The following is a 24,307-nucleotide window of genomic DNA, read 5'->3' on the forward strand; positions in this document are numbered from 1 at the left end:
CCCGTCAGGCCGTCCCGCCGCCCGGCGGGCGGGTGATCCTCGTGGGCCCGTCCGCCCCGCACCGGCCGCAGTCGCAGACCGTCACGGAATTGGCCCGGCAGTGCGCCGTGGGCCAGTACCGCGACTCGCACGGCCCCGGGTCGACCGGTGCGCCGTCCGCGGGCAGCGTGCGCCGGCACCATCCGCACCGGACCTCGACCCCCGCGCCCACCGCCCGGAGCTCCGCGGCAGCGGCGAGCGCCCGCTCCAGCGGTCCCTCCTCCACCACGCACACCGGCGCACCGTCCAGCATCCGCCTGCTCTCCCACGGGCCGGCCCCGGTCAGCGCCCGTACCGCCTTCACCGCCTCGATCCCGCGCTCCCCCAAGCCGGTCAGGTGAACCTCGAACCCCGGATCCTCCACCGCGCCCCCCTCGGAAACCACCCGGCGCCCCCGAGTACACCAGAGCCCTACCGCGCCGGGCCACCCGTTTCCCCGCCCGCGGCGCCGGGGGTGTCAGGGCGCCCCGTCCGCCGACGGCAGTCCGGCGAATGCGACGGGTGTCCGCCGCTCCGGCCCCACCGGACAGGAGACCGGCAGGTGCGCACGGCTCATGCGGGCCCGGCGACTACAGCCGGGTGCCCGATCCGGAGCAGTCCCTGAAGTACGCGATCCAGCACATCGCCGGTGAGCGGGTCGAATCATCGAGGGAGTCATCACCCCCGTGTCCCGTCCTGGGCGCACGAGAGCGCCGTCGACCTGATCCGTGAACAGATCGGCCCCCGGATGCGCGCGCCCGGCCTGCGGGCAGGCTCCGGCAGCCTCGACCTGCCGGGCACGGAGAACTTCTGCATTCCCGATCTCGCCGTGGTGCCGGCCGCACTGGCGAAGACCGAGGGCGCACTGCTGCCGGACCGGACCGTGCTGGTCGTGGAGGTCACCTCCCCGTCGAACGGGGACACGGACCGCACCGCCGAGCGCCGTCGCCACGCCCAGTACGGTGCACCGCTCCACCTGCTGGTCGACCGGCAGGAGCGGGTCTGCACGCTGTTCGCGCAGCCGGGGCGGCTCGGCTACGCGCTGGTGACGGGGCCGCACCCCTTCGGCGTGCCGGTGCGGCTGCCGGAGCCGTTCGGCCTCGACCTGGACACCGCGGAGTTCTGAGCGCCGACGACCCGGCCCCGCCCCGGTCGACGGCGGCTGACAGCCGGGGCGGGCGGCGGTTCAATGGTGGTCGGGGCCCAGTGGGGGCCGGAGGCAGGCATGGACGCGGCCGCGGTACTGGCCGAGGCCAGGCGCTCGCACCGCGGGCACGCCTGGCGGGACGCCTGCGGGCTGTACGCCGCCGCGGACGGCGACGAGCCGGGCGGGCTCGGCGTCGCGGACCTGGAGGACTGGGGCGAGGCGGCGCAGCTGCTCGGCCGGGGCGAGGAGGCGTCTGCCGTCCTGCAGCGGGCGTACCTGGCACGTGAGGGGTCCGCGGACGTCCGCGGTGCGCTGCGCTGTGCGTTCTGGCTGGCGGAGGTGCTGGCGATGCGGGGCGAGTTCGCGCACGCGGGCGGCTGGCTGGCGCGGGCCGGGCGGCTCGCCGGGTCGGACCCGCCCTGCGCCGAGCACGGGTACCTGCTGGTGCGGGAGGCGGAGCGGCTGCTGCAGCAGGGCGAGCACGAGGCCGCGTTCGGGACGGCGGGCCGGGCCATGGAGCTGGCGGCCCGGTTCGGCGACCGGGACCTGGCGGTGCTGGCGGCCCAGTTCCAGGGGGCGGCACGGATCGGCCAGGAGCAGGTGGACGAGGGTCTGGCGCTGCTGGACGAGGCGATGGTGGCGGTGACCGCCGGGGAGACCGGGCCGCGGGTGACCGGCTGGGTCTACTGCCTGGTGATCGCGGTCTGCCAGGACCTGCAGGAGCTGCGCCGCGCCCGGGAGTGGACGGTCGCCCTGGACGCCTGGGTGGACTCGCTGCCGCAGTTCGACGGCGGGTACTCGGGGATCTGTCTGGTGCACCGCTCGGAGCTGCTGCGGCTGGTGGGCGACTGGCCGAGTGCGGCCGTCCAGGCGCGCAGCGCCTGCGAGCGGCTGACCCGCGGGTTCGGGGAGTTCCTCGCCGGCGGCGCCTTCTACCAGCTCGGCGAGATCCACCGGCTGCGCGGGGAGCGGGCGCGGGCCGAGGAGGCGTACCGGCGGAGCGGGCGGTACGGCTGCGACGCCCAGCCGGGGCTGGCACTGCTGCGGCTGGCCGGGGGCAGTCCGGAGGCGGCGGCGGGCGGTGTGCGGCGGGCCCTCGCGGAGGCCCCGGACCGGCTCGCCCGGGCCCGGCTGCTGCCGGCCCTGGTGGAGATCGCCCTCGCGACCGGCGGGACGGCCGAGGCCGGGGCCGCCGCCGAGGAGCTCGCCGGCATCGCGGCGGCCTTCCGCCGCCCCGCCCTGGACGCGCAGGCCGCACAGGCCCGGGCGGCGCTGCTGCTCGCCGGCCCGGCGCAGGGCGGGGCACCGGTGGAGGCGCTGACCGAGGCCCGCCGGGCCTGGCGGCTGTGGCGGGACCTGGACGTGCCGTACGAGACGGCGCGGTCGCGGGTCCTGGTGGCGCGGGCCTGCCGGGCGCTCGGCGACGAGGACACCGCGGCGGTGGAACTGGACGCGGCGGTGGCCGGGTTCGTCCGCCTGGGCGCCGGGCCGGACCTGGCGCTGGCCCGTGCGGCGGCCGCCGCGGGCGTCGAGGGGCCGCCGGACGCCGGCCCGGCGGAGGCGCCCGCCGGGCTGACCCCGCGCGAGGTGGAGGTGCTGCGGCTGGTCGCCGGCGGCGGCACCAACCACGCGATCGCCCGGGAGCTCCACCTCAGTGAGCGGACGGTGGCCCGGCACATCAGCAACATCCTCGGCAAGCTGGACGCCGGCTCCCGGACGGCCGCCGCCGCGTACGCCTTCGAGCACGGCCTCGCCGGGGCGCGTCCCCCGGGCCGCTGACGGCCCCGGCCGGCTGCGCAGATCTGCCCGTCGGCGTCCGCGCGGACCACATGGTTCTGCCGATGTGCCGCCCCGCCTGCGCGTCCTAGCGTCGGAGTACGGCGAACGGCCACGGAGGGCGGCGACGACCGTGACACCCCAGGCACACGTACAGGCGCGAACACGGGCGCAGGCACCTGCCGACGTGCTCGCCCGGGCCGGCCGGGCGGCGACGGCCCTCGGGACGGCGCTGACCGAACGCGGCGAGCACGCGGCCGCCGAGCGGGCGCTGCGCCGTGCCGTCCGCTGCTGCACGGCGGCGTACGGGCCGGACGATCCGCGGCTGGCGGTGCCGCTGCGGGCGCTCGGCGCGGTCTGCGCCGCCCGGGGCCGGCTGACCGAGGCCGAGGCCCTGCTGAACCGGGTGCTGGCGCTGCTCGCGCGGCCGCCGGACGGAACGGAGGAGGAGTCATGAACGGGGAGCGGTACGAGACGGTGGTCGTCGGCGCCGGGCAGGCCGGTCTCGCCGTCGGCAGGGAACTGGCGCGGCGCGGGCGGGAGTTCGTGATCGTGGACGGCAGCGGGCGGATCGGCGACGGCTGGCGCTCGCACTGGGACTCGCTGCGGCTCTACAGCCCGGCCCGCTACGACGGGCTGCCCGGGATGCGCTTCCCCGCGCCCGGCTGGTCCTTCCCCGGCAAGGACGAGGTGGCGGACTACCTGGAGGCGTACGCGGAACGGTTCGGCCTGCCGGTGCGCACCGGCGTCCGGGTCACCCGGCTCGTCCGCGCGGACACCGGCGACCGGAACGGCAGCGGCGGCTGGACGGTCGGGACCGACCGGGGCCGGCTGCTCGCCGAGAACGCCGTGGTCGCCACCGGCACCTTCGGCCGCGGGCCGTACGTCCCGCCGTTCGCGGCGCGGCTCGACCCGCGGATCGTCCAGCTGCACTCCTGCGAGTACCGCAACGAACGGCAGCTGCCCGACGGCCCGGTGCTGGTGGTCGGCGCCTCGCACTCGGGCGCGGACGTGGCGTACGAGGTGGCCGGGCGGCACCGGACGGTGCTGTGCGGGCGGGACACCGGGCAGATCCCGCTCACCCTGGAGGCCCGCTCGACCCGGCTGGCGTTCCCGGTGCTGTGGCAGCTCGCCGACCGGGTGCTCACCACCGCCACGCCGCTGGGCCGGCGGATGCGCGGGGAGGTCCGCACGCACGGCGGGCCGCTGCTGCGGGTGAAGGCCGCGGACCTGGCGCGGGCCGGGGTGGAGCGGGTGCCGGAGCGGATGACGGGGGTGCGGGACGGCATGCCGCTGCTCGACGGCGGCCGGGTGGTCGAGGCGGCCTCCGTCGTCTGGTGCACCGGTTTCCGGCAGGACTTCGGCTGGATCGACCCGCCGGTGACCGGCCCCGACGGCTGGCCGCGGGAGCACCGCGGCGTGGCCGAGGACGCACCCGGCCTGTACTTCTGCGGGCTCGCCTTCCAGCGGGCCTTCAGTTCGATGCTGATCGGCGGTGCCGGCAGGGACGCCGCGGTCGTGGCGAAGCACATCGCCGCCCGCGAACGCCGGCTGCACCGGGCGGACCGCCGGGAGCGCACCCCGGCCGCCGTCTGACGGCCCCGCGGGGCGGGCGCGGTGCGGTGGACGGCCGGAAGGGACTTGACGCGGGAGATACTAAGCGCGCATAGTATTTCTCATGAGGAAGCTCGCCACGGCACAGACCGTCTCCACCGCCCACCCGTCCGCCTTCTTCGCCCGCTGGGCCGACATGGCCACCTGGCCGGAGTGGAACACCGACACCGCCTGGGTCCGCCTGGACGGCCCGTTCGTCGAGGGCGCCACCGGCGTGCTCAAGCCGAAGGGCGGCCCCAAGGTGCCGTTCACCGTCGCGAAGCTCGTCCCCGGGCGGGAGTTCACCGACGTCTCCCGGCTGCTCGGCGCCCGGCTGACCTTCCGTCACCTGGTCGAGCGCACCGAGCAGGACGGCACCCTGGTCAACGTCGAGGTCACCCTCGACGGCCCGCTCGCCGCCCTCTGGAACGCGATCCTCGGCAAGGACATCCGGGCGGGCCTGCAGCAGGACCTCGACCGGCTCGCCGCCACCGCCGAGGCCGACAGCGCGGTGACCGCCGCATGAGGGCCTGGCTCGGCGTCGTCTGCCGCGACCACGTCCTGCGCGGCACCGGGCTGGGCATCGCCCAGCTCAACCACGGCCGCCGGGACGCGGTCGCCCGCCTGGCGGCCGGCGACTGGCTGGTCTACTACTCGCCCCGGACGAGCCTTGCCGGCGGCCGCCCGCTGCGCGCCTTCACCGCCATCGGCACGGTCGCCGACGAGGAGGTGTGGCAGGCCGACGAGGGCGACTTCAAGCCCTGGCGGCGCCGGGTCGACTACCTGCCCGGCGCCGCCGAGGCGCCGCTCGCCCGGTTCGACGGCACGCTCGACCTGACCTCCGCCCCCGACTGGGGGTACCGGCTGCGCCGCGGGCTGGTCGAGCTGACCGCCCGCGACCTCGGCCTCGTCCGGGCCGCTATGGTCACCGCATGACCGACGACCCGCCGCGGCTGGCCAGCGGCTTCACCGAGGCCGACGAGAGCCCGGGCCTGCTGCTCTGGCAGGTCACCAACCGCTGGCAGGCCGCCCAGCGCGCGGCCCTCAAGCCGTACGGGCTGACCCACGTCCAGTTCGTCCTGCTGGCCTCGCTCAGCTGGCTGCAGGCGGACGGCCCGGTCACCCAGAAGCAGCTCGCCGACCATGCCGCCACCGATCCGATGATGACCTCCCAGGTGCTCCGCGCCCTGGAGTCCCGCGGCCTGGTCCACCGGCTGCCCCACCCGCACGACCGGCGCGCCCGCGCCCTCGCCCCCACCGACGAGGGCCGCGCCCTCGCCGACCGCGCCGTCGCCGCCGTCGAGGCCTGCGACCACGCCTTCTTCGCCCCGCTCGGCGCGGCCGCCCCCGCTTTCACCGCGGCCCTGCGGACCCTCCGCACGGCCGCGGCCCCCGACGCGGGCTGACCCCGCGGCGGCAGGCCGACTCCGGCGGGCGGCGGAGCAGTGGAGGTGCCGTCAGGCGGGGCCCTGCGGCCGGGGCGCCGGGGCCGGCCCGTACCATCGGGGCATGGTCACCGTCGCCACCTGGAACGTCCTGCACCGCGTCCACGCGGAGAACTGGAGCAGCGACGTCCTCGACCAGTGGCCCGAGGAGTCGCCGCGGATCGCCGCCGTGGCCGCCCGGATCGCCGCGCTCACGGAGCAGGTGGTGGCGCTGCAGGAGGTGAGCGGCGACCAACTGGCCGCGATCCGGGCGGCGTTGCCGGCGGGCCGGAGCGTCCACACGCTCGACTACCCGCGGATCCCGACGCCCCGGCGCATCCCCACCCTGCTCGGCGACCGCAGCGAGCACCTGGTGCTGCTGGCCGACGGGCCGGGCGAGGTGGTCGCCGCGGAGGCCTTCGCCGAGGACCCGGGCAAGGGCCTGCTCGCCGTCCGCACGGCGGGCCTGCTGGTCGTCGCCACCCACGTCAGCACCGGCGGGCGCCGCCCCGGCCAACTCGCCCGGCTGGCCGAGGTGGTGGCCGCCACCGCGGACGGCCCGGCCGTCCTGCTGGGCGACTTCAACGCGGACCGGACGACGGTGGCCGCCGAACTCGGCCCGGGCTTCGCGGTCGCCGAGCTCCCGCCCGGAGCGCCTCCCACCAGGCCGCGCGAGACCGCCGCGGAGAAGTCCCAGTGGATCGACCACGTGGTGGTGCACGGCCTCGGCAGCCGCGCCGCCGTGGTCGAGGACGTCGCCGGCCTCTCCGACCACAACCCCGTCCGCGCCGAGGTCGTCCCCGGCTCCGCCGGCTGACGCCGACGGCACGTCACCGGCAGGGCCCGCCACGGGCGGCAGTGCGTCTCAGGAGCAGTCCCAGTGGTGGTCGACCGGGCGGCCGGGGCAGGTGAGGCACTGGAAGACGTAGACCCCGCCCGCATCGCCGATCATCAGGTCGGCCGGGTTGTGCGCCGTCTCCTTGCCCGTGGCGCCCTTCTTCTCCCGTCCGGTCTCCTCGTCGCGGTCCTCGACGGGGAGCCAGGTCCGCCACGACTCGCCGTCGTACTCCCAGCTGCTCACCGTCAGCAGGTGATCCATCGTCACCCCGCAGTCCGCGCAGGTGGGCCAGCACGGATCCTGGGTCCAGCTCGGGTAGCCGCCGAGCTTGATGCCCGGCGCCTCGGCCAGGTGGTAGAAGTGGATCAGCCCGGTCCGCGCCTCCAGCTCGTCCATCCGCTCGCGGAGCGCCGCGGCCACCTCGTCCGGCATGTCCCTGCTCGGGTAGTCGGCCACCACCTCGGGGTGCAGCACGCACGGGTCCGGGATGCTGTCGGTCGGTGCGGTGCCGACGGTCGGCGGGGCGGCCGGGAGCGGCCGGACGACCGATCCGGCGCTGCGCCAGTGCACCCGCGGGGTGGCCGTGCTGCAGCCGTCGACGAGGAACGGGCACCAGAGCACCTGGAGCAGGTCGCACCCCTCCGGGAAGGCGAGCTCCGGGACGTCCCGGCGGTGGATCTGGACGACGGCGACCATCGGCACCGGCCCGTCGGTCGCGGGCGCGTCCCACGTCGCCGGATGACTGGTGCTCGGGCAGACCGGCCACGGCTCGTCGGCCGGCCACAACAGCGGCCCGCCGACCGAACTCTCCTCCGCGGACGGCGACCCGGCGCGGGGGTGGAGCCGGATCGCGGTACGGCGCAGCGGGGCCAGCTCGGGGAAGAGCTCCTCCATGTCCACGGGCCGGGGCGGTGTCGTGCGGGCCATCGTCGTCTCCGTCGTGAGGCGGTTCAGTGCGGGCACGACCCTAGGTGGGGGCACCGACAGCCGGCGCGGTGCACCGCAGCGGGCCGACGTGACGGCGCTTCACCGCCGGGGACGGGGTGCGGCGCCGGCGTGCGCGAGAATGCGACCGACCGTCCGGGCAGTCGTCCGGACGGCCGGCCACGGGAGGGCGCATGGCACCGCAGGACGGGGTGGCGGGCTTCTACGACGGGCTCGCCGCCGGCTACCACCTGGTCTACGCCGACTGGGAGGCGGGCATCCGGCTGCAGGGCACCGCCCTGGACGCGCTGCTCGCCGAACGCCTCCGGCCCGGCCCGGCGGACGTGCTCGACTGCTCCTGCGGCATCGGCACCCAGGCGATCGGGCTGGCCCTGCACGGCCATCGGGTGGTCGGGTCCGACCTGAGCGCCGTCGCGGCGGCCCGGGCGGCGCGGGAGGCGGCGGCCCGCGGCACGGTGCTGCCCACCGTGGCGGCCGACATGCGCCGGCTGCCCTTCGTGCGGGGCCGGTTCGACGCCGTCGTGTGCGCGGACAACTCGCTCCCCCACCTGCTGACCGCCGGGGACGTCCGCGCCGCGCTGGACGCGATGCGGCGGGTGCTCCGCCCGGGCGGCCTGCTGCTCGTCAGCACCCGCCCGTACGACGAACTGCGCCGCACCCGGCCCACCGGGACGCCGCCGCAGGTGGTCGAGGCGGACGGCGTCCGCACCACGACCTTCCAGCGGTGGCACTGGCACGAGGACGGCGAGCACTACGACCTGGACATGGTGCAGGAGCGCAGCGGCCCGGACGGCGTCCGCACCGAGGTCCGGCGCGCCGCGTACTGGGCGCTCACCCGGGAGCAGCTGACCGGGCTGGTGCTCGACGCGGGCTTCGTCCGGCCGGCCTGGGCGGAGCCGGCGGCGAGCGGGTTCTTCCAGCCGGTGCTGACCGCGGTCGCCCCGTGAGCGGGTCCGTCCGGCCCGCGGGGTTTGCCGGCCGCGGATCGGGCCAGACGCCCGGCAGGGCGGGCCCGCGCTCCTGACCCGCGGGCCGCCCGCCCACGTCCGGACCCGCCCTGGCGTTCCCGAGCGGGCCTTCCGGGCGGGCGGCCGGATCCGGCGGCAGCCGGCGGCCGCCGCACCGAGGATGGGGAGCATGGCAGAGCAGCAGCCACCCGCGGACGGCCGCGACGAGACCCCGGAGGAGCGGGCCGACCGGCTCTGGACGGACCTGCTCCAGGAGGTGCGGGTCGCACAGACCGGCGCGCAGATCATGTTCGGCTTCCTGCTGACGGTGGTGTTCACCCCGCGCTTCACCACGCTGCACGGCTTCGACCGCGCCCTCTACATCGGCGTGGTCACCCTGGGCGCGGTCGCCACCGGAACGCTGATGGCGCCGGTCTCGTACCACCGGCTGCTGGCCGGGCGGCACGTCAAGCCGCGGATGGTCGCGGCCGCGGCCCGGATCGTCTCGCTCGGCGTGATCCTGCTCGGTCTGAACGTCGGCGCGGCCCTGCTGCTGCTGCTCAAGGTGGCCGGCCTCACCTGGGGGGCCTGGGTGATCGCGGGCGCCGTGCTGGCGTGGTTCGCGGTCTGCTGGGTCGTCCTGCCGGTCGCGCTGCTGCGCCGGTCCGGCCCGCGGCGGCGCTGAGCGGAACCCGGCGCGGACAGGGCCGGACCGGCGGTCGTCGGCGGGGCGGGCCGGTCAGACGTCCTGTTCCGGCGGCTGTGCGGTGTCGCGGCCGTCCTGGTGGTGCCGGTCGAACGGGTCGTGGCGGTGCGGCCAGTGCCGGTGGTGCCGCGGACGGCGTTCGTGCCGCTCGTGCGGCTCGCGCAGCGTCTCGGGCGGCGGGCCGGGGTTCACCGGAACGGTGCGGCCGGCGGGCGGGTCGTGCGGGCGCAGTTCGGGCGGGCCGGGATTGACGGTCATGGCGGCCTCCTTCCCTCGTCACTGTGCGCCTGCCCGGGCCTTCCGGCCACCAAACCGCCGCCGGGGCTCCCCGGGCGTGTGGGGCGGGCCGGGACGGGCAGGCGCAGGTCACGGGGGCCGGTCGGCCGCGGCCGGGCCCCGGTGGAGGTGATCGGCCGTGCTGTCCACGACCGGCGGGCCCCGGCAGCCGATGTCCCGGGTCGGTGCACCGCTGCTGGCCCTGCTGACCGCCCTGTTCGCGTTCTGGGCGGTGGCCGCCGGGGACGGCGCTCCGGCCGCCCGCGCCGTCCCGGCCGCCCTCGCGCTGGCCTTCGGTGCGCTGGCCGTCCTGGCCGCGGCCGATCTGCTGGTGTTCACCCGCTGCCGCGGGCGCGGGCCCCGGCGCCGCCGGCGCCGCTGAGTCCCCGCCGTGGGCGCCGGCCCCCGGGTCGCGGTTTCACGGGGGGCTGCCCGGTGAGACGTTCGGGGTACGGCCGGACCCGAGCACGGAGGAAGGTGGCCGACATGACCGGTCTGCAGGACAGGACGGTGGCGTTCCTGGTGGCGCCGAAGGGCGCCGAGCAGGTCGAGCTGACCTCGCCGTGGGAGGCGGTGGAACGCGCCGGCGGCACGCCACGGCTGGTGTCCACCAAGCCCGGGACGGTCCGCGCCTTCGAGCACCTGGACCCGGGCGACACCTTCCGGGTGGACGCGGTGGTCGCGGACGTCTCGGCGGCGGACTTCGACGCCCTGGTGCTGCCCGGCGGCGTCGCCAACCCGGACTTCCTGCGGATGGACCCGCGGGCGGTCGGCTTCGTCCGCGGCTTCTTCGACCTGCGCAAGCCGGTCGCGGTGATCTGCCACGGGCCGTGGACGCTGATCGAGGCGGACGCCGTCCGCGGCCGGACCCTCACCTCGTGGCCCAGCCTGCGCACCGACCTGCGGAACGCCGGCGCCCACTGGGTGGACCGCGAGGTCGCGGTCTGCCACGACGGCCCCAACACCCTGGTCTCCAGCCGCAGGCCCGACGACCTGCCGGCCTTCGACCGGACGCTGGTCGAGGAGTTCGCCCGCACCCCGGCGCACACCTGACGCCCCGGAACGGCCGCCCCGCACCGGATCTCCGGTGCGGGGCGGCCACGTCTTTCGGGGCCCGGGCCAAGGCTCCGATCAGGGCAGGGGAACGATCAGGGCAGGGGAACCGCGTGCAGACACGGGTGCGGGCCGGGCCCGCCCGCCAGCGGGACGGCCACGCCGGCAGCCGTCACCTGGACGAGCAGCGTCCCGGACTCGTCGGCGTAGACCGGCCTCCCGTCGGGTCCGAAGCCGCCGGTCGGGGTGACGATCACCACCTGGGGCGGAGCGTGGGTGCCGGGGGCGGTGGGCAGGGTGACGGCGTAGCGCTCGGTGGGGGCCATGGCGCACCTCCTGGGGGGTGCCCTGCGTATGGGCCGCCGCCCTCCCCGCGAAACCTCGCGGCCCGACCCGGCGCCCCGAGCGGCACGGCCGTGCCGCCGTCGGGGCGTCGGGGCGTCGGGGTCAGTCCTCGCCGTCGGCCGGGCCGGCCGGCCGCTCGGCCTCCTCCTCCGGCTCCTGGTCGTCGGGCGGGGGCGGGCCGCCCTCCCCGGTCATCCGGGGGCCCGGCCGGTCGGCGGGCGGCCGGACGTCCTCGGGGTGCTCGTGCCCGGTGCGTGCGGGCTGGGCGCTCGACGGCCCGTTGCTCATGGCCGGTCCTCCTCGGTGCTGGTCCTCCGCGGGTCGTCGGGCCCGGCCGGAGCGTCCGGCCGGGTCACCCGTCACGACGCGCCTGCCCTGCCCGGGCGCCGCCAATCCCGGTGCCGCGTCGTCCGCGACGGCGGGGAAACGGCGGGGATTGGGCCGGACGGCAAGGGGTACCCGCCGGAACGGGGGGAGAGATCGACGACCCCGGGCCGTGCGGCCCGGTCGGCTGCGCCGCGGCGCGAGTCGTCGGACCATGGACGGGGCGCCCGGCCGCCGTGCGGCCGGAACTCCGCCCGCGTGACGACCGGTGCTCCGCCCCCTGACAAGGAGGACGCCATGACCGTCCCCGTTCCTCCGGGACCGGACGTCGGACCGGTGCCCGACCCGGCACCGCCCGGCCCTCCCCCGCCCGTCCCCGTGCCGCCGGTGCCTCCGGCGCCCGGGCCGGTGCCCCCGGGCCCGGCCCCGGTGCCGCCGGCCCCGGAGCCGGCCCCGGCGGGCGGTCCGGCCGCCCGGGCGAGAGGCCCGGTCCGGTGACGGCCGGGGCACGCCTCCCCCGGGGGCCGGAGGTGCCGACGGTGGGGGTCGAGGAGGAGTTCCTGCTCGTCGACCGGCACTCCCGGCTGCCCGTCGGCCGCGCCCCCGGCGTCGTCAAGGAGGCCTCGGACGTGCTGGGCGAGCGGGTCCAGACCGAGTTCTTCACCTCGCAGGCCGAGGTGTGCACCCGCCCCGCACGGAGCCTCCCGGAGTTGCGCGCCGATCTGGTGCACCTGCGGGCGGTGCTGGGCGAGGCCGCCGCGGACGCGGACTGCCTGCCGGTCGGCACCGCGATGCCGGTGATCACGGACGGGCATCCGCCGTCCATCACCGACTCGGCCCGGTACCGCCGGATCAGCGAGCACGTCGGCGCGGTGGCGACCAGCCCGGAGGGCCTGGTCTGCGGCTGCCACGTGCACGTCGGGGTGCCGTGCCGGGCCCGGGCCCTGGCGCTGAACGACCGGATGCGGCCGTGGCTGCCGATCGTCCAGGCGCTGGCGGTGAACTCGCCGTTCAGCGCCGGCCGGGACACCGGCTACGCGAGCTGGCGGCACGCCTTCTACCGGCGCTGGCCGACGGTCGGCCCGGCGCCCCGGCTGGACGAGCCCGGGTACCGGGCGACGGTCGGCGGGCTGATCGACGCAAGGGTGATCCTCGACCCCGCGATGATCTACTGGTACTCCCGGCCGTCCGAGCACGTCCCCACCCTGGAGGTGAGGGTCGCCGACACCAGTGCGGACGTGGACACCACCGTCCTGATCGCGGCCCTGGTCCGCGGCCTCGCCACCACGATGCTGGCCGAGCTGCCCGAGGACCTCGGGCCGGCCGGCGCCGGCGGGGCGGGCGCCGACACCACCGCGATGATCGACGCCGCGCACTGGTCGGCCGCACTGTCCGGCATCGACGGCAACGGGCCGGACCCGGTGACCGGCCGGATCGCCCCGATGCGGCATCTGGTGGACCTGCTGGTCGAGCGCGCCCGGCCCGGGCTGGAGGCCGCCGGGGACTTCGGCACCGTCCGCCAGCTGCTGGCCGGCCTGTGCACGGCCGGGACGGGGGCCGACCGGCAGCGGGCCGCCTTCGCCCGGCGCGGCCGGTACCGCGACGTGGTCGACGAACTGGCCGCGCTGACCGCCGGGGCCTGACGCACAGCAGCCCGACCGCCGTCCGCGCCGACCCGGGCTCTCAGGCCGCCGCCTCCGGGTCGGCGCGGACGGCGATCAGGCAGGTGTCGTCGTCGGTGTCCGACCGGCTGTGCTCCAGCAGCGTGTCGAGCCAGCCGCCGAGGTCGGGGCCGGGCGCACCGGCCGCCACGAGGAGCTGACGCAGCGACTCCTCGTCGGCGGTGCCGCGCCGCTCGACCAGCCCGTCGGTGTACAGCAGCAGCACGTCGTCGGGCTCCATCGGCAGTGCCAGTTCCTCGTACACGGCGTCCGGGGCCGCGCCCAGCAGCAGGCCGCGGGGCAGCGGCAGCACCCGCGGCCTGCCGGCCCTCAGCAGGACGGGCGGCGGGTGCCCGGCGCGGGCCCAGTGCAGAATGCGGGTGCGCGGGTCGAAGCGGGCGCAGACCGCGGTGGCGGTGGCCGGGTCGGGCAGGGCGAGGGCGGTCAGGTTGAGCCACTCCAGCAGCCGGGCCGGTCCTGCGCCGGTGACGGCGAGCCCGCGCAGCGCGTTGCGCAGCGCGACCATCCCGGTGGCCGCCCCCACGCCGTGCCCGGCGAGGTCGCCGACGGAGAGCAGGACGCCGCCGTCGGGCAGCGGCAGGATGTCGTACCAGTCGCCGCCGACCCGTTCGCGTTCGACGGCGGGCCGGTAGCGGACGGCGGCGTGCAGCCGGGCGCTGTCCAGCGGCGGCGGCTCGGGCGGCAGGATCGCCTCCTGGAGGCGCAGCGTGAGGCGGTGCCGCTGCGCGGCCTCCAGTTCGCTGTCGGCGAGGCGTTCGCGGGTGGCGGCGAGGGCGACCTCGGTGCGGTGCTGGTCGGAGACGTCCTGGCCGGCGCCGCGGACGAGCACCACCCGGCCGGCGGGGTCGGTGACGGGTTCGGCGACGATCCGGGCGTAGCGGGCGGGCCGACCGGGCGGCAGCAGCCGGAAGACCGCCGAGGCGGCCCTGCCCTCCTGCAGGACGCCGTTGGCGAGCCGCTCGACGACCCGCCGGTCGTCGGGGTGGACGTGCGCGGCGAGCGCGGCGAGCGGTACGGGGGTGGCGTCCGGCGGCAGCCCGTGCAGGGCGAACATCCGCTCGTTCCACAGGACGTCCCCGGTGACGAGGTCCTCCTCGAAGCCGCCGACCCGGGCCAGCCGCTGGGCGGAGTGGACGAGGCCGACGAGCCGGGCGTCGGCGTCCTCGACCTGCCAGGTGACCAGGAGGTGGCCGTCGGTGCGGGCGGCGCCGATCCGGGCGACGACCGGCAGCCGGGACAGGTCGTCGGTCAGGAAGGTGAGGACGAACCGTTCGCGGACGGGTTCGCCGGTGGCGAGCACGGCCCGCAGCCGGTCGAGCAGGCCGTGGGAGCTGGCGAGTGGGTAGGACTCCAGCAGGGTGCTGCCCTCGATGCGGTGCCGGGGACGGCCGGCCGGGTCCCGGAAGCGGTGGTTGGTGCGCAGGATCCGGAAGTCCTCGACCCGGCCGTCGCGGCCGTCGAGCGGGCCGAGCAGCAGCGCCGGGTCGAGGACGGCCTCCAGGGCGGCGGTGTCGGCGGTCGGCGGTTCGGGGCGCACCGCCGGGGGTGCGGTGTCGACGGTGACGGCGAAGACCTCGGCGAGGGCGCGCAGCCGGGCGCGCGCGGCGGCGGGCAGCGGGCGCGGCGGCTCGGCCCAGCCGAGTTCGAGGGCGCCCAGCAGGCGGCCGCGGCGGCGCATCGGCAGGGCGAGCCGGTGCGGGGCGGCTCTCCGGCCTACGGTGGGCAGGCCGGTGGCGGCAGGGCCTTCGTCGGGCCACATGCCGCTGTCGCTGCGGGCGGCGCGCAGGGCCGGGGTGTCGACGTCGGGCGGGACGTGGCGCCAGGCGCGGACGTCCTCCGGGGTGAGGCCGGCGTGTCCGAGCAGGGTGAGGCCCCCGCCCGGATCGGCACCCCAGATCACGGCGGTGTCGGCGGCGAGCAGGTCGGCCGTCCGGTCGAGCAGGACGCGGGCCGCGGTGTCCGCCTCGGTGGGCGGCGCGGCCTGCGCGCGGGTGCCGGCGGCGGGCCGCACGCCGAGGTTCGGCCCCTCGGCCGCGGTGGCGCCGACGATCTCGGCGGCGAGCCGGTCCGCGGGCAGGCCGGCCTCGGCGGCGAGGTCGTCGAGCTGGGCGGCGGCGTCGGCGGGCGGGCAGCGCAGCCGTTCGGCGAGCATGCCGGTGGCGATGTCGACGACCGGCCGGACGGCGAGCAGTTCGCGGAGCGCGTCGCGTTCGACCTCCAGCCGCCGCAGGGCGCGGGCCAGCCGGTCCCGGTGCACCCCGGTGTCGGCGGGGCCCGTCCCGTCCACGGCGGTCAGCCGTCCAACCAGTGGAGGATGCGGGCGAGCAGGTACTCGGTGTCGACGGGCTTGGTGATGTAGTCGTTGGCGCCGGCGGCGAGGCTGCGGGCCCGGTCCCCGGGCATGGCCTTCGCGGTGAGGGCGATGATCGGGACGTCGGAGAGGCCGGCCTCCTTGCGGATCGCCGCGGTGGCCGCGTCGCCGTCCATCTCGGGCATCATCACGTCCATCAGGACGAGGTCGGTCTCGGGGTGGCCGCGCAGCACGTCCAGGCCGGTGCGGCCGTTGTCGGCGTGCAGGACCCGGGCGCCGTGCAGTTCGAGCATGCCGGTGACGGCGAAGACGTTCCGGGTGTCGTCGTCGACGATCAGGACGGTGCGGCCGGCCAGCCGGGCGGGGTGCACCGGTACCGGCGGGGCCGGGGTGTCGGCGGGCGGCGCGGCGCTCCGCGGCAGCGCCGTCGCCGTCCTGATCCGGGCGCGCAGGTCGTCCAGTCCGGCGGCGGCCGCGGGCAGCTCGGGTGCGTCCGGCGCGGCGGGCCGGTCGGGGTCGAGGGACCGCTCGGAGTGGCCGATCACCACCGGGCCGTCGGTGCGCAGGGCGTCGAGGACGGGCCGCAGCCGTTCCGCGGACAGGTCGAGGTCGACGACGGCGGCGTGCCACGGCCCGCGGTCGAGCGCGGCGCGGAGCTCGTCGGCGTCGCGGACGGTGCGGATCTCGGTGGGCGGGTCGCGGTGCGCGGCGGCGCTGGCCGTGAGGGCGGTGAGCAGGCCGGCCGGGTCCGTCTCGACGACGAGCAGCCGGGCCGGGCGCGGCGGCGCGGTCTCCAGCGCGGCGCCGACCACGGCGCCGGGCAGGTGCAGGGTGAAGCAGCTGCCCTCGCCGAGGGTGCTGCGGGAGGTGAGGGTGCCGCCGAGCAGGTTCGCGAGTTCGCGGCTGATGGACAGCCCGAGGCCGGTGCCGCCGTAGCGGCGGCTGGTGGTGCCGTCGGCCTGCTGGAAGGCGCCGAAGATGGACTCCAGGTGCTGCTCGGCGATGCCGATGCCGGTGTCGGTGACCCGGAAGGCGAGGCTGCCGGGCGGCACGGCCCCGTCGGCGCCGCGCTCCTCCGGGGTGGAGGGTTCGATCCGCAGCTCGACCCGGCCGCGGTCGGTGAACTTGACGGCGTTGGAGAGCAGGTTGCGCAGGATCTGCCGCAGCCGTGCCTGGTCGGTGTGCAGGGTGTCCGGGAGGCCGGGTGCGGTGACGACCGTGAACTGCAGGCGCTTCTGCCCGGCGAGCGGGCGGAAGGTCGACTCGACGTACTCCAGGAGTTCGCGCAGCGGGAACCGTTCGACGTGGATGTCCATCTTGCCGGCCTCGACCTTGGAGAGGTCGAGGATGTCGTTGATCAGCTGCAGCAGGTCGGAGCCGGCGGAGTGGATGATCTCGGCGTACTCGACCTGCTTGGCCGTCAGGTTGCCGCCGGGGTTCTGGGCGAGCAGTTGGGCGAGGATGAGCAGGCTGTTCAGCGGGGTGCGCAGTTCGTGGCTCATGTTGGCCAGGAACTCGGACTTGTACATGGAGGTGCGGGCGAGCTGCCGGGCGCGTTCCTCCAGTTCGCGGCGGGCCTGCTCGATCTCCAGGTTCTTGGTCTCGATGTCGCGGTTCTGCGTCGCCAGCAGGTCGGCCTTCTCCTCCAGTTCGGCGTTGGAGTCGCGCAACTCCTGCTGGCCGTTCTGGAGTTCCTCGGAGCGGGCGCGCAGTTCGGCGGTGAGCCGCTGGGACTCCTCCAGGAGTTCGTCGGTGCGGGCGTTGGCGAGCAGCATGCTGAGGTTGGCGCCGAGGGCCTCGGTGAAGCGGCCGAGGAAGTCGCGGTGCACCTCGGTGAAGCGGTGCAGGGAGGCGATCTCGACGACGCCGAGCAGGTGGTCCTCGACGGTGATCGGCAGGACGACGAGGGCGCGCGGCGGCGCGGCGCCGAGGCTGGAGGAGATGGCGGCGTAGCCCTCGGGGAGGTCGGTGACGGCGATCGGGCGCCGGGTGAGGGCGGCCTGCCCGACGAGCGACTCGCCGAGCCCCAGCCGCGGCGGGTGGTCGCCGGCGGGCCGTCCGTAGCTGCTGACCAGGGCGAGTTCGGTGCCGTCGGCGGTCTCCTCGGCGAGGTAGAAGGTGCCGTACTGGGCGCCGACCAGCGGGGTGAGTTCGTTCATGATCAGGTCGGCGACGACGGTGAGGTCGCGGTGGCCCTGGACGAGGGCGGTGAGCCGGGCGAGGTTGGTCTTCAGCCAGTCCTGTTCCTGGTTGGCCCGGGTGGTCTCGCGCAGCGACTCGACCATGGCGTTGATGTTGTCCTTGAGGTCGGCGACCTCGCCGGAGGCGTCGACGGCGATGGAGCGGGTGAGGTCCCCCTCGGCGACGGCGCCGGTGACCTCGGCGATCGCCCGGACCTGCCGGGTGAGGTTGCCGGCCAGTTCGTTGACGTTCTCGGTGAGGCGCTTCCAGGTGCCGGAGACGCCCTCGACCTCGGCCTGGCCGCCGAGCCGCCCCTCGCTGCCGACCTCGCGGGCCACCCGGGTCACCTCCGCGGCGAACGAGGACAGCTGGTCGACCATGGTGTTGATGGTGGTCTTGAGCTCCAGGATCTCGCCGCGCGCGTCGACGTCGATCTTGCGGTTGAGGTCGCCGCGGGCGACGGCGGTGGTGACCTGGGCGATGTTGCGGACCTGGCTGGTCAGGTTGTGCGCCATGAAGTTGACGTTGTCGGTGAGGTCCTTCCAGGTGCCGGCGACGTTGGGCACGGTGGCCTGGCCGCCGAGGATGCCCTCGGTGCCGACCTCGCGCGCGACCCGGGTGACCTCGCCGGCGAAGGCGGAGAGCGTGTCGACCATGGTGTTGATCACGTCGGCGAGCGCGGCGACCTCGCCCTTCGCCTCGACGGTGATCTTCTGGCCGAGGTCGCCGCGGGCCACCGCGGTGGCCACCTGGGCGATCGAGCGGACCTGCCCGGTCAGGTTGGACGCCATCACGTTGACGTTGTCCGTCAGGTCCTTCCAGGTGCCGGAGGCTCCTCGGACGGTGGCCTGGCCGCCGAGGTTGCCCTCGGTGCCGACCTCGCGCGCGACCCGGGTCACCTCGCCGGCGAAGGCGGACAGTTGGTCGACCATCGTGTTGATGGTCTCCTTCAGCTCCAGGATCTCGCCGCGCGCGTCCACCCGGATCTTCTGGCCGAGGTCGCCGCGGGCCACCGCGGTCGTCACCTGGGCGATCGACCGGACCTGCCCGGTCAGGTTGCCGGCCATCGAGTTGACCGAGTCGGTGAGGTCCCGCCAGGTCCCGGAGACGTCCCGCACGTCCGCCTGACCGCCGAGCCGCCCCTCCGTCCCGCCGCCACGGCCGTGGCGACCTGGGCGATCGAGCGGACCTGGGTGGTGAGGTTGCCGGCCATCGAGTTGACCGAGTCGGTGAGGTCCCGCCAGGTCCCGGAGACGTCCCGCACGTCCGCCTGACCGCCGAGCCGCCCCTCCGTCCCGGCCGTGGTGACCTGGGCGATGTTGCGCACCTGCCAGGTCAGGTTGCCGGCCATGGCGTTCACCGAGTCGGTGAGTTCGCGCCAGGTGCCGGAGACGCCCTCGACCTCGGCCTGGCCGCCGAGCCGGCCCTCGCTGCCGACCTCGCGGGCGACCCTGGTCACCTCGGCGGTCACCCGGGAGAGCTGGCCGGCCATGCCGTTGAACACCTCGGCGATCTCGCCGAGCAGCCCCGGTCCGCCGTCCGGCAGCCGGGTGCCGAAGTCGCCGTCGCGGACGGCCGTCAGCCCGGCGAGCAGGCGGCGCAGGTCCTCCTCGGGCAGCGCCCCGGGCTCGTCCGCGGACTCCGGCCCGGCGGACCGAAGGAAGCGCCCCGCGGGCCGGTCGGGGCCGTGGGGATCGGGCGGGATCGGTCGATTCATCAGCGCCCCTCGGCACGGTGCGGCACGTACGGACGGGTGTCCTCCACGTCCACTCTGCCACCGCCGGAGGGCCCGGCTCCACCTGCCGGCGCGGCCGCCCCGGCAGGTGCGCTCAGCCCTCCACGGCCTCTTCGACCTCCAGCCAGACGGTCTTGCCGGGCGGGCGCGGCACGCTGCCCCAGGCCACCGCCAGCCGGTCCACCACCCGCAGGCCGTGCCCGCCCGGCGAGGACCGCGGCCGGTCGGTCTGCAGCACGGGCAGGTCCACGCTGTCGTCGGACACCTCGACCCGCAGCCCGCCGCCGGTGCGCTGCAGGACGAGTTCGCGCGGCCCGCCGGCGTGCAGGCAGGCGTTGGTGACCAGTTCGCTGACCATGAGCAGCACGTCCTCCGCGACGGCCAGCCGCTCCCCGTCGACGGCGGGCAGCCAGCCCCAGTCGAGCAGCGCCTCGCGGGTGAACTCCCGGCAGTGCTGCACCGCGCCGCGGGACTCGTACAGGGCCAGCCGCCGCACCTGGCCGGCCGGCCCGGTCCGTCCGTTCATCCCTCGCCGCCCGGTCCGGGCACCGCCTCGGCGGGGCTGTCGAGCACCTGGAAGATCTCGCCCGCGCCGGTGATCTCCAGCATCCGCCGGACCATCGCGGTCGGGGCGGCGAGCACCACCTCACCGCCCTCGGCCTGCGCCGACAGCCGGGCCCGCAGCAGCAGGTTCAGCCCGGTGGAGTCGCAGAAGGTCAGGCCGGAGCAGTCCACCACCACCAGGCCGGGCGGGTCCCGCAGCGCCCCGTCCAGGGCCACGCGGAACGGCTCGGCGCTGTCGTGGTCCAGTTCGCCCGCCAGTGCCAGCACCCAGCGGCCGGCCGACCGGTCCACGGAGACGGTCAGCTGGTCGGCGCCGGCGGGTCCGCCGCGCGCCGCAGTGTCGGCGTCCATCGCCGGCTCCTCCCGTACGAGGGGGTGCTCATCTCCACCATAGGTCGGCACCGGCCGCCGTCCCCGGCAGCGCTCCGGCGGTACGGCCGTCCGCGGCCCCGGTCAGACCAGGCGCAGGCCCACCAGGCAGGTGTCGTCGAGCGGGTTGGGGGCGCCGAGGCGGCGCAGCACGTGGTCGAGGCAGCCCTCGATGTCGTCGGCGCGGTAGTCGCGCAGCGCCTCGACCAGGCGGTGCACGCCGCGGCCGAGGTCGCCGCCGCGGCGCTCGACCAGGCCGTCGGTGTAGAGCAGCAGGGTGTCGCCGGGGTCCAGGTGCAGCCGGGCCGGGCGGTAGCGGGCGGCGGGCACCGCGCCGAGGAGCATGCCGTCGGGCATCTCCAGCAGCCGGGCCTCGCCGCCGCCGCGGGTGACGACCGGGGGCAGGTGGCCGGCCCGGGCCCAGTCGAGGGTCCGGGCGGCCGGGTCGAGGCGGCCGCAGACGGCGGTGGCGGTGTAGTTGCCGCGTTCGTGGCAGAGCATCCGGTTGAGCCCGGCGAGCAGTTCCTCGGGCGGTGCGCCGGTGTAGGCGAGGCCGCGCAGGGCGTGCCGCAGGTTGGCCATGCCGGCGGCTGCGGGCAGGCCGTGGCCGGAGACGTCGCCGACCACGACGAGCACGGTGCCGTCGGGCAGCGCGAGGACGTCCCACCAGTCGCCGCCGACCTTGTTGCCCCGGCCGGCGGGCAGGTAGCGGGCGGCGGTGCGCAGCCCGGGGGCGGGCGGGCCGGCCGGGGCGTCCATCAGGGCGCGCTGCAGGGCGACGACGGCGCGGTGCTCGGTGTCGGCGCGGCGGCGCTGCTCGGCGAGCCGGGTGCGGGTGCCGGCGAGGGCCTGCTCGGCGCGGCGGCGGCCGGTGACGTCCTGCACCACACCGCGGACGGCGACCGCGGCGGGCCGTTCGAGGCCGCGGACGGCGGTGGCGAGCACCCGCAGGCTGCGCACCTCCGTCTCCCGGCCGACCCGGAACTCCAGGGTGGTGTCGGCGGCCCCGGCGAGCAGGCCGGCGGCCGCGGCTCGGACGCCGTCCCGGTCGCCGGGGACCACGGCGGCCAGTGCCTGGGCGAGGCCGATCCCGCCGCTGCCGTCGTCGGGCAGGCCGAGCAGCCGGGGGACCTCGGGCGAGCAGGTGAGCCGGGTGCTGCCGGGCTCCCAGCTCCAGGTGCCGAGCCGGGCGAGCCGCTGGGCCTGGGCGAGCTGGGTCTCCCGGCGGTCCCGCTCGTCGTGGGCGCGCCAGCTGACCAGGACGCCGTCCAGGAAGGGCGTGGCGTGCAGGGTCATCGCGGAGGCCCGGACGGCGCCGCCGACGACCTCCTCGAAGCGCTCGGCGCCGCCCTCGTAGGGGACGCCGGTGGCGGCGACCTCCAGCAGCCGGCCGAAGGTGCCGGAGGCGACCATGCCCGGGTACAGCTCGGTGAGGCGGCGTCCGACCATGGCCTCGGCGGTGCGGCCGGCCAGGTCGACGGTGGCCGCGTTGGCGTGCTCGACCCGCAGGTCCGCGACGCCGCCGTCGGGGTCGCGGACGGCGCCGAGGATCAGCACCGGGTCGAGCAGGGCGTCCAGCACGGCCCGGAACCACGGTTCGGCGACCGGCGCGGCCCGGCCGGGCCCGGCGGTGCCGGTGGCGACCCGCTCCAGTTCGGCGGCGCAGAGCGCGGCCACCGCGGCGAGGTACCGCTCGGCCTCCGGATCGGGGCGGTACTCCTCGGCCCAGCCGAGCTTCATCGCGCCGATCACCCGGCCGCCGGCGCGCAGCGGCAGGGCGCATACCGTGCGGCCGGGGACGAGGTCCTCGCCGGGCACGTCGGGGTAGCGGGCCGCGAAGTCCTTGCGGGTGGCGACCCAGACGGCAGTGCCCGACTGGGCGGCCTCGGTCAGCGGCAGGGCGGTCATCGGCGGGATGCGCTGCCACTGGCTGAGCCGGTGCGCGGAGACGCCGTGGCTGCCGACCAGGCGCAGGGCACCGTCGGGTTCGAGCAGGGCGAGCACGGCCGCGGTGACGCCCAGCGGGGCCAGCGCGGTGTCGTGCAGCAGCCGGGCGAGGTCCTCGGTGCTGCCGCCGGAGGCCAGGGCGGCCGCGGCGAGGTGGTAGCGGGCGGCGAGTCCGCGGGCGGGCAGCCCCTCGGCGGAGGGTTCGGGGTCGCCGGGGCCGGGTGTCGGCCCGGGGAGCTCCTCGGGCCCGGTGGCACCGGCGGGCAGCGGGCCGGTGCCGGCGGCCCCGTTGTCGATGGGTGCGGCGGTGCCGACCACCTCGGCGGCGATCTCCACCAGCTTGCGGTTGGTGTCCTGGGAGAGCCGGACGAGCCGGTCGAAGGCCTGGTCGGGCGTGCCGCCCTCGCGCTCGGCGAGCATGCCCTTGGCCTGCTCGATGACGGCGCGGGTGCGCATGGCGGTCTGCAGGCCCTCGACCTCGGCCCGCAGCCGGTCGACGGTGGCCTGCAGCACGGACCGCTCGGCCGTCCCCGCGGTGGTGGCGGGTCCCGGGCCGGGCGGCGCCGCGGACGGTTGTTCTGCGCGGCCTGCCACGGAGTCAGGGTAGCTCCGCGACCCTGACTCCGTGGCAGGCCGCCCCGCCCGGCCGCCCGGCACCGCCGTCCGGAGCGGGGCGGCCGGACGGGTGGTCATCCGGCCGTGGCGGGCCGGTCGGCGTCCTGCGGACCGGGGTCGTCCAGGCGCTCGCGCAGCTGGCGGAGCGTGGCGGTGAGGATGCGCGAGACGTGCATCTGGGACACGCCGATCCGGGTCGCGATCTCCGACTGGGTGTGGCCGCCCCAGAACCGCAGCTTCAGGACGGTCCGCTCGCGTTCCGGCAGCTCCCGCAGCAGCGGGCGGACGGACTCGCGGAAGTCGACCAGGTCGAGGTCCGCGTCGCAGGCGCCGAGGCGGTCCAGCAGCGAGCTGCCGGGCTCGTCGGGGCTGTCCTCGCGGAGCGCGTCCAGCGAGTCCGACCGGTAGGCGCGGCCGGCGGTGAGGCCGGCTGCCACCTGGTCGGGGGCGAGGCCGAGCTCGTCGGCGAGTTCCTGCGGGGTGGGCAGCCGGCCGAGGTCCTGCTCCATCCGGTCGGAGGAGCGCGCCACGGTCAGGTAGAGCTCCTGCAGGCTGCGCGGCACCCGGACGGGCCAGGTGGTGTCGCGGAAGAACCGCTTGACCTCACCGGTGATCGTCGGGATCGCGTAGGTGACGAACTCGACGCCGCGTTCGTGGTCGTAGCCGTCCACGGCCTTGATCAGACCGACCGTGCCGACCTGCAGGATGTCGTCCATGTCGGCGGCGCGGTGGCGGAAGCCCGCGGCCACGAAGCGGACCAGCGGCATGTTCAGCTCGACGATGGTGCCGCGGACGTAGCTGTACTCGTGGGTGCCGGGTTCGAGGGCTGCGAGGCGCGCGAAGAGCGCGTCGCTCAGCGCCCGGGCCTCGGCCTTGCCCATGGCCCGCATCTCCTGCGGGGTCGGGCGCGGCTCGGATGCGCGGTGCACCGGGGCGGTGGCGGGTGCGGCACGGGTCGGCGAAGCGACGGGCGCCGCCTGGGCAGCGGTGGTCGGGGAAGCAACAGCAGCGGACACGGGGAGTCATCTCCGTGGGGCGGGGGGACCGCAGGACGCGCGCGCGGCGCGACGCTCTGCGGGGGGGGTGGGACACCCTGCCGCCCGACGGCTTCAGACGGTGGCGTCCCGGCACGACGAGGCGCCGGACGACCCCGGCGGCGGTTGACCACCGGGTCGCGGAGGGGGGCAGCCTGGCCCAACGCCTCCGTCTGGTCAATCTACCCGCTCGGCGGGCAACCAACCCCCGCAGACCGGATTCAAATAGCATCAACCATCGCAAATCCGGCGAATCCCCGGACTTGCCGTCGGCGGCTCCGCGGTGTCCGGCGGTTCCGCCCGGGTAGGCGCGCAGCGGATCCCCGGACCCGGCAGGCTGCGGCCGGCCCGGGGCGCAGCACGGGGGCCGTGCCACGACGACCGGGCTGCAGTCGGAACACTTCGGCGCCCGGAAGGCGATGAGCAGGCCATGACCGTCCCGATCCCGTCCACCACGGCCCGCCCCCGACCCGGGCC

23 protein-coding genes and 1 pseudogene are annotated in these 24,307 nt (G+C 76.7%); 13 read left to right on the forward strand and 11 right to left on the reverse strand.

The window, feature by feature from the left end:
• Positions 1–4: 4 nt before the first annotated feature.
• Complete coding sequence (locus tag IE98_RS45315; RefSeq protein ID WP_159401143.1) at positions 5–403, reverse strand: ribosomal protein L7/L12; 399 nt, start codon at positions 401–403, stop codon at positions 5–7.
• 363 nt (positions 404–766) lie between these two features.
• On the opposite strand from IE98_RS45315, the gene IE98_RS43425 reads away from it, so the two are divergent.
• The 8 genes from IE98_RS43425 to IE98_RS0132220 all read left to right on the forward strand — a co-directional run bounded on the left by IE98_RS43425 (position 767) and on the right by IE98_RS0132220 (position 6,775).
• Positions 767–1,144 (forward strand): Uma2 family endonuclease, encoded by a 378-nt coding sequence (locus IE98_RS43425; protein WP_324605823.1) that lies wholly within the window; start codon positions 767–769, stop codon positions 1,142–1,144.
• Between the two features lie 99 nt (positions 1,145–1,243).
• On the forward strand, positions 1,244–2,944 hold the full coding sequence (locus tag IE98_RS0132190) for a helix-turn-helix transcriptional regulator (RefSeq protein ID WP_030275141.1): 1,701 nt from the start codon (positions 1,244–1,246) through the stop codon (positions 2,942–2,944).
• Between the two features lie 130 nt (positions 2,945–3,074).
• Positions 3,075–3,398: a tetratricopeptide repeat protein gene (locus IE98_RS49630; protein WP_159401144.1), complete on the forward strand. Its 324-nt coding sequence runs from the start codon at positions 3,075–3,077 to the stop codon at positions 3,396–3,398.
• Positions 3,395–4,537, forward strand: a complete 1,143-nt coding sequence (locus tag IE98_RS0132200; protein WP_030275144.1) for a flavin-containing monooxygenase — start codon at positions 3,395–3,397, stop codon at positions 4,535–4,537. The genes IE98_RS49630 and IE98_RS0132200 overlap by 4 nt, the downstream gene beginning before the upstream one ends.
• Positions 4,538–4,619: 82 nt before the next feature.
• Positions 4,620–5,060: an SRPBCC family protein gene (locus IE98_RS0132205; protein WP_030275145.1), complete on the forward strand. Its 441-nt coding sequence runs from the start codon at positions 4,620–4,622 to the stop codon at positions 5,058–5,060.
• Entirely contained in the window at positions 5,057–5,470 is a 414-nt protein-coding gene (locus IE98_RS0132210) for an EVE domain-containing protein (protein WP_030275147.1), read from the forward strand. Before IE98_RS0132205 ends, IE98_RS0132210 begins: the two co-directional genes overlap by 4 nt.
• Positions 5,467–5,940, forward strand: coding sequence for a MarR family winged helix-turn-helix transcriptional regulator (locus IE98_RS0132215; RefSeq protein ID WP_030275148.1), 474 nt, complete (start codon positions 5,467–5,469; stop codon positions 5,938–5,940). The genes IE98_RS0132210 and IE98_RS0132215 overlap by 4 nt, the downstream gene beginning before the upstream one ends.
• A 103-nt stretch (positions 5,941–6,043) precedes the next feature.
• Positions 6,044–6,775 (forward strand): endonuclease/exonuclease/phosphatase family protein, encoded by a 732-nt coding sequence (locus IE98_RS0132220; RefSeq protein ID WP_030275149.1) that lies wholly within the window; start codon positions 6,044–6,046, stop codon positions 6,773–6,775.
• A 48-nt stretch (positions 6,776–6,823) separates the two neighbouring features.
• Here IE98_RS0132220 and IE98_RS0132225 read toward each other — a convergent pair whose 3' ends face one another.
• Entirely contained in the window at positions 6,824–7,723 is a 900-nt protein-coding gene (locus IE98_RS0132225) for a hypothetical protein (RefSeq protein ID WP_030275151.1), read from the reverse strand.
• Between the two features lie 191 nt (positions 7,724–7,914).
• Between IE98_RS0132225 and IE98_RS0132230 the strand changes: the two genes are divergently transcribed.
• The gene (locus IE98_RS0132230; RefSeq protein ID WP_030275152.1) at positions 7,915–8,688 is read left to right on the forward strand and encodes a class I SAM-dependent methyltransferase; all 774 of its coding nucleotides are present in this window, start codon (positions 7,915–7,917) and stop codon (positions 8,686–8,688) included.
• Between the two features lie 190 nt (positions 8,689–8,878).
• Entirely contained in the window at positions 8,879–9,373 is a 495-nt protein-coding gene (locus IE98_RS0132235; protein WP_030275153.1) for a DUF6328 family protein, read from the forward strand.
• Positions 9,374–9,427: 54 nt separating this feature from the next.
• On the opposite strand, the gene IE98_RS0132240 is transcribed toward IE98_RS0132235, so the two are convergent.
• The gene (locus tag IE98_RS0132240) at positions 9,428–9,652 is read right to left on the reverse strand and encodes a hypothetical protein (RefSeq protein ID WP_030275155.1); all 225 of its coding nucleotides are present in this window, start codon (positions 9,650–9,652) and stop codon (positions 9,428–9,430) included.
• 157 nt (positions 9,653–9,809) lie between these two features.
• Between IE98_RS0132240 and IE98_RS0132245 the strand changes: the two genes are divergently transcribed.
• Both IE98_RS0132245 and IE98_RS0132250 read left to right on the forward strand, forming a co-directional pair.
• Positions 9,810–10,052 (forward strand): hypothetical protein, encoded by a 243-nt coding sequence (locus IE98_RS0132245; RefSeq protein WP_052391259.1) that lies wholly within the window; start codon positions 9,810–9,812, stop codon positions 10,050–10,052.
• Between the two features lie 104 nt (positions 10,053–10,156).
• On the forward strand, positions 10,157–10,723 hold the full coding sequence (locus tag IE98_RS0132250; protein WP_043175619.1) for a type 1 glutamine amidotransferase domain-containing protein: 567 nt from the start codon (positions 10,157–10,159) through the stop codon (positions 10,721–10,723).
• 95 nt (positions 10,724–10,818) lie between these two features.
• Here the strand turns inward: IE98_RS0132250 and IE98_RS43430 are convergent, their stop codons facing one another.
• Positions 10,819–11,049 carry a DUF6296 family protein gene (locus tag IE98_RS43430; RefSeq protein ID WP_043175621.1) on the reverse strand — a complete coding sequence of 77 codons (231 nt, stop codon included), beginning with the start codon at positions 11,047–11,049 and terminating at the stop codon, positions 10,819–10,821.
• Between the two features lie 121 nt (positions 11,050–11,170).
• Positions 11,171–11,356 carry a hypothetical protein gene (locus IE98_RS0132260; RefSeq protein ID WP_030275161.1) on the reverse strand — a complete coding sequence of 62 codons (186 nt, stop codon included), beginning with the start codon at positions 11,354–11,356 and terminating at the stop codon, positions 11,171–11,173.
• 575 nt (positions 11,357–11,931) lie between these two features.
• Between IE98_RS0132260 and IE98_RS0132265 the strand changes: the two genes are divergently transcribed.
• Entirely contained in the window at positions 11,932–13,035 is a 1,104-nt protein-coding gene (locus tag IE98_RS0132265) for a carboxylate-amine ligase (RefSeq protein WP_234443757.1), read from the forward strand.
• A 40-nt stretch (positions 13,036–13,075) separates the two neighbouring features.
• On the opposite strand, the gene IE98_RS0132270 is transcribed toward IE98_RS0132265, so the two are convergent.
• From IE98_RS0132270 to IE98_RS0132295, 6 genes and pseudogenes are all read right to left on the reverse strand, one after another.
• Positions 13,076–15,361 (reverse strand): SpoIIE family protein phosphatase, encoded by a 2,286-nt coding sequence (locus IE98_RS0132270; protein ID WP_052391260.1) that lies wholly within the window; start codon positions 15,359–15,361, stop codon positions 13,076–13,078.
• 5 nt (positions 15,362–15,366) lie between these two features.
• Positions 15,367–19,283: pseudogene (locus IE98_RS43435) on the reverse strand (HAMP domain-containing protein).
• 112 nt (positions 19,284–19,395) lie between these two features.
• On the reverse strand, positions 19,396–19,827 hold the full coding sequence (locus IE98_RS0132280; RefSeq protein ID WP_030275168.1) for an ATP-binding protein: 432 nt from the start codon (positions 19,825–19,827) through the stop codon (positions 19,396–19,398).
• Positions 19,824–20,216: an STAS domain-containing protein gene (locus IE98_RS0132285; protein ID WP_030275170.1), complete on the reverse strand. Its 393-nt coding sequence runs from the start codon at positions 20,214–20,216 to the stop codon at positions 19,824–19,826. The genes IE98_RS0132280 and IE98_RS0132285 overlap by 4 nt, the downstream gene beginning before the upstream one ends.
• Positions 20,217–20,318: 102 nt before the next feature.
• Positions 20,319–22,775, reverse strand: a complete 2,457-nt coding sequence (locus IE98_RS0132290) for a SpoIIE family protein phosphatase (protein WP_159401145.1) — start codon at positions 22,773–22,775, stop codon at positions 20,319–20,321.
• 95 nt (positions 22,776–22,870) lie between these two features.
• Positions 22,871–23,677 (reverse strand): SigB/SigF/SigG family RNA polymerase sigma factor, encoded by an 807-nt coding sequence (locus tag IE98_RS0132295; protein ID WP_052391261.1) that lies wholly within the window; start codon positions 23,675–23,677, stop codon positions 22,871–22,873.
• Positions 23,678–24,307 lie beyond the last annotated feature (630 nt).

It is taken from the genome of Streptomyces sp. NRRL B-24484 (assembly GCF_000717715.1).
Classification (GTDB): domain Bacteria; phylum Actinomycetota; class Actinomycetes; order Streptomycetales; family Streptomycetaceae; genus Kitasatospora.

What these genes read in the sequence shown, in the direction of transcription:
- IE98_RS43425 (WP_324605823.1), top strand. Translation starts at nt 767, where the DNA reads ATGCGCGCGCCCGGCCTGCGGGCAGGCTCCGGCAGCCTCGACCTGCCG.
- IE98_RS0132190 (WP_030275141.1), top strand. Translation starts at nt 1,244, where the DNA reads ATGGACGCGGCCGCGGTACTGGCCGAGGCCAGGCGCTCGCACCGCGGG.
- IE98_RS0132200 (WP_030275144.1), top strand. Translation starts at nt 3,395, where the DNA reads ATGAACGGGGAGCGGTACGAGACGGTGGTCGTCGGCGCCGGGCAGGCC.
- IE98_RS0132205 (WP_030275145.1), top strand. Translation starts at nt 4,620, where the DNA reads ATGAGGAAGCTCGCCACGGCACAGACCGTCTCCACCGCCCACCCGTCC.
- IE98_RS0132210 (WP_030275147.1), top strand. Translation starts at nt 5,057, where the DNA reads ATGAGGGCCTGGCTCGGCGTCGTCTGCCGCGACCACGTCCTGCGCGGC.
- IE98_RS0132215 (WP_030275148.1), top strand. Translation starts at nt 5,467, where the DNA reads ATGACCGACGACCCGCCGCGGCTGGCCAGCGGCTTCACCGAGGCCGAC.
- IE98_RS0132220 (WP_030275149.1), top strand. Translation starts at nt 6,044, where the DNA reads ATGGTCACCGTCGCCACCTGGAACGTCCTGCACCGCGTCCACGCGGAG.
- IE98_RS0132225 (WP_030275151.1), bottom strand. Translation starts at nt 7,723, where the DNA reads ATGGCCCGCACGACACCGCCCCGGCCCGTGGACATGGAGGAGCTCTTC.
- IE98_RS0132230 (WP_030275152.1), top strand. Translation starts at nt 7,915, where the DNA reads ATGGCACCGCAGGACGGGGTGGCGGGCTTCTACGACGGGCTCGCCGCC.
- IE98_RS0132235 (WP_030275153.1), top strand. Translation starts at nt 8,879, where the DNA reads ATGGCAGAGCAGCAGCCACCCGCGGACGGCCGCGACGAGACCCCGGAG.
- IE98_RS0132240 (WP_030275155.1), bottom strand. Translation starts at nt 9,652, where the DNA reads ATGACCGTCAATCCCGGCCCGCCCGAACTGCGCCCGCACGACCCGCCC.
- IE98_RS0132250 (WP_043175619.1), top strand. Translation starts at nt 10,157, where the DNA reads ATGACCGGTCTGCAGGACAGGACGGTGGCGTTCCTGGTGGCGCCGAAG.
- IE98_RS43430 (WP_043175621.1), bottom strand. Translation starts at nt 11,049, where the DNA reads ATGGCCCCCACCGAGCGCTACGCCGTCACCCTGCCCACCGCCCCCGGC.
- IE98_RS0132260 (WP_030275161.1), bottom strand. Translation starts at nt 11,356, where the DNA reads ATGAGCAACGGGCCGTCGAGCGCCCAGCCCGCACGCACCGGGCACGAG.
- IE98_RS0132280 (WP_030275168.1), bottom strand. Translation starts at nt 19,827, where the DNA reads ATGAACGGACGGACCGGGCCGGCCGGCCAGGTGCGGCGGCTGGCCCTG.
- IE98_RS0132285 (WP_030275170.1), bottom strand. Translation starts at nt 20,216, where the DNA reads ATGGACGCCGACACTGCGGCGCGCGGCGGACCCGCCGGCGCCGACCAG.
- IE98_RS0132295 (WP_052391261.1), bottom strand. Translation starts at nt 23,677, where the DNA reads ATGGGCAAGGCCGAGGCCCGGGCGCTGAGCGACGCGCTCTTCGCGCGC.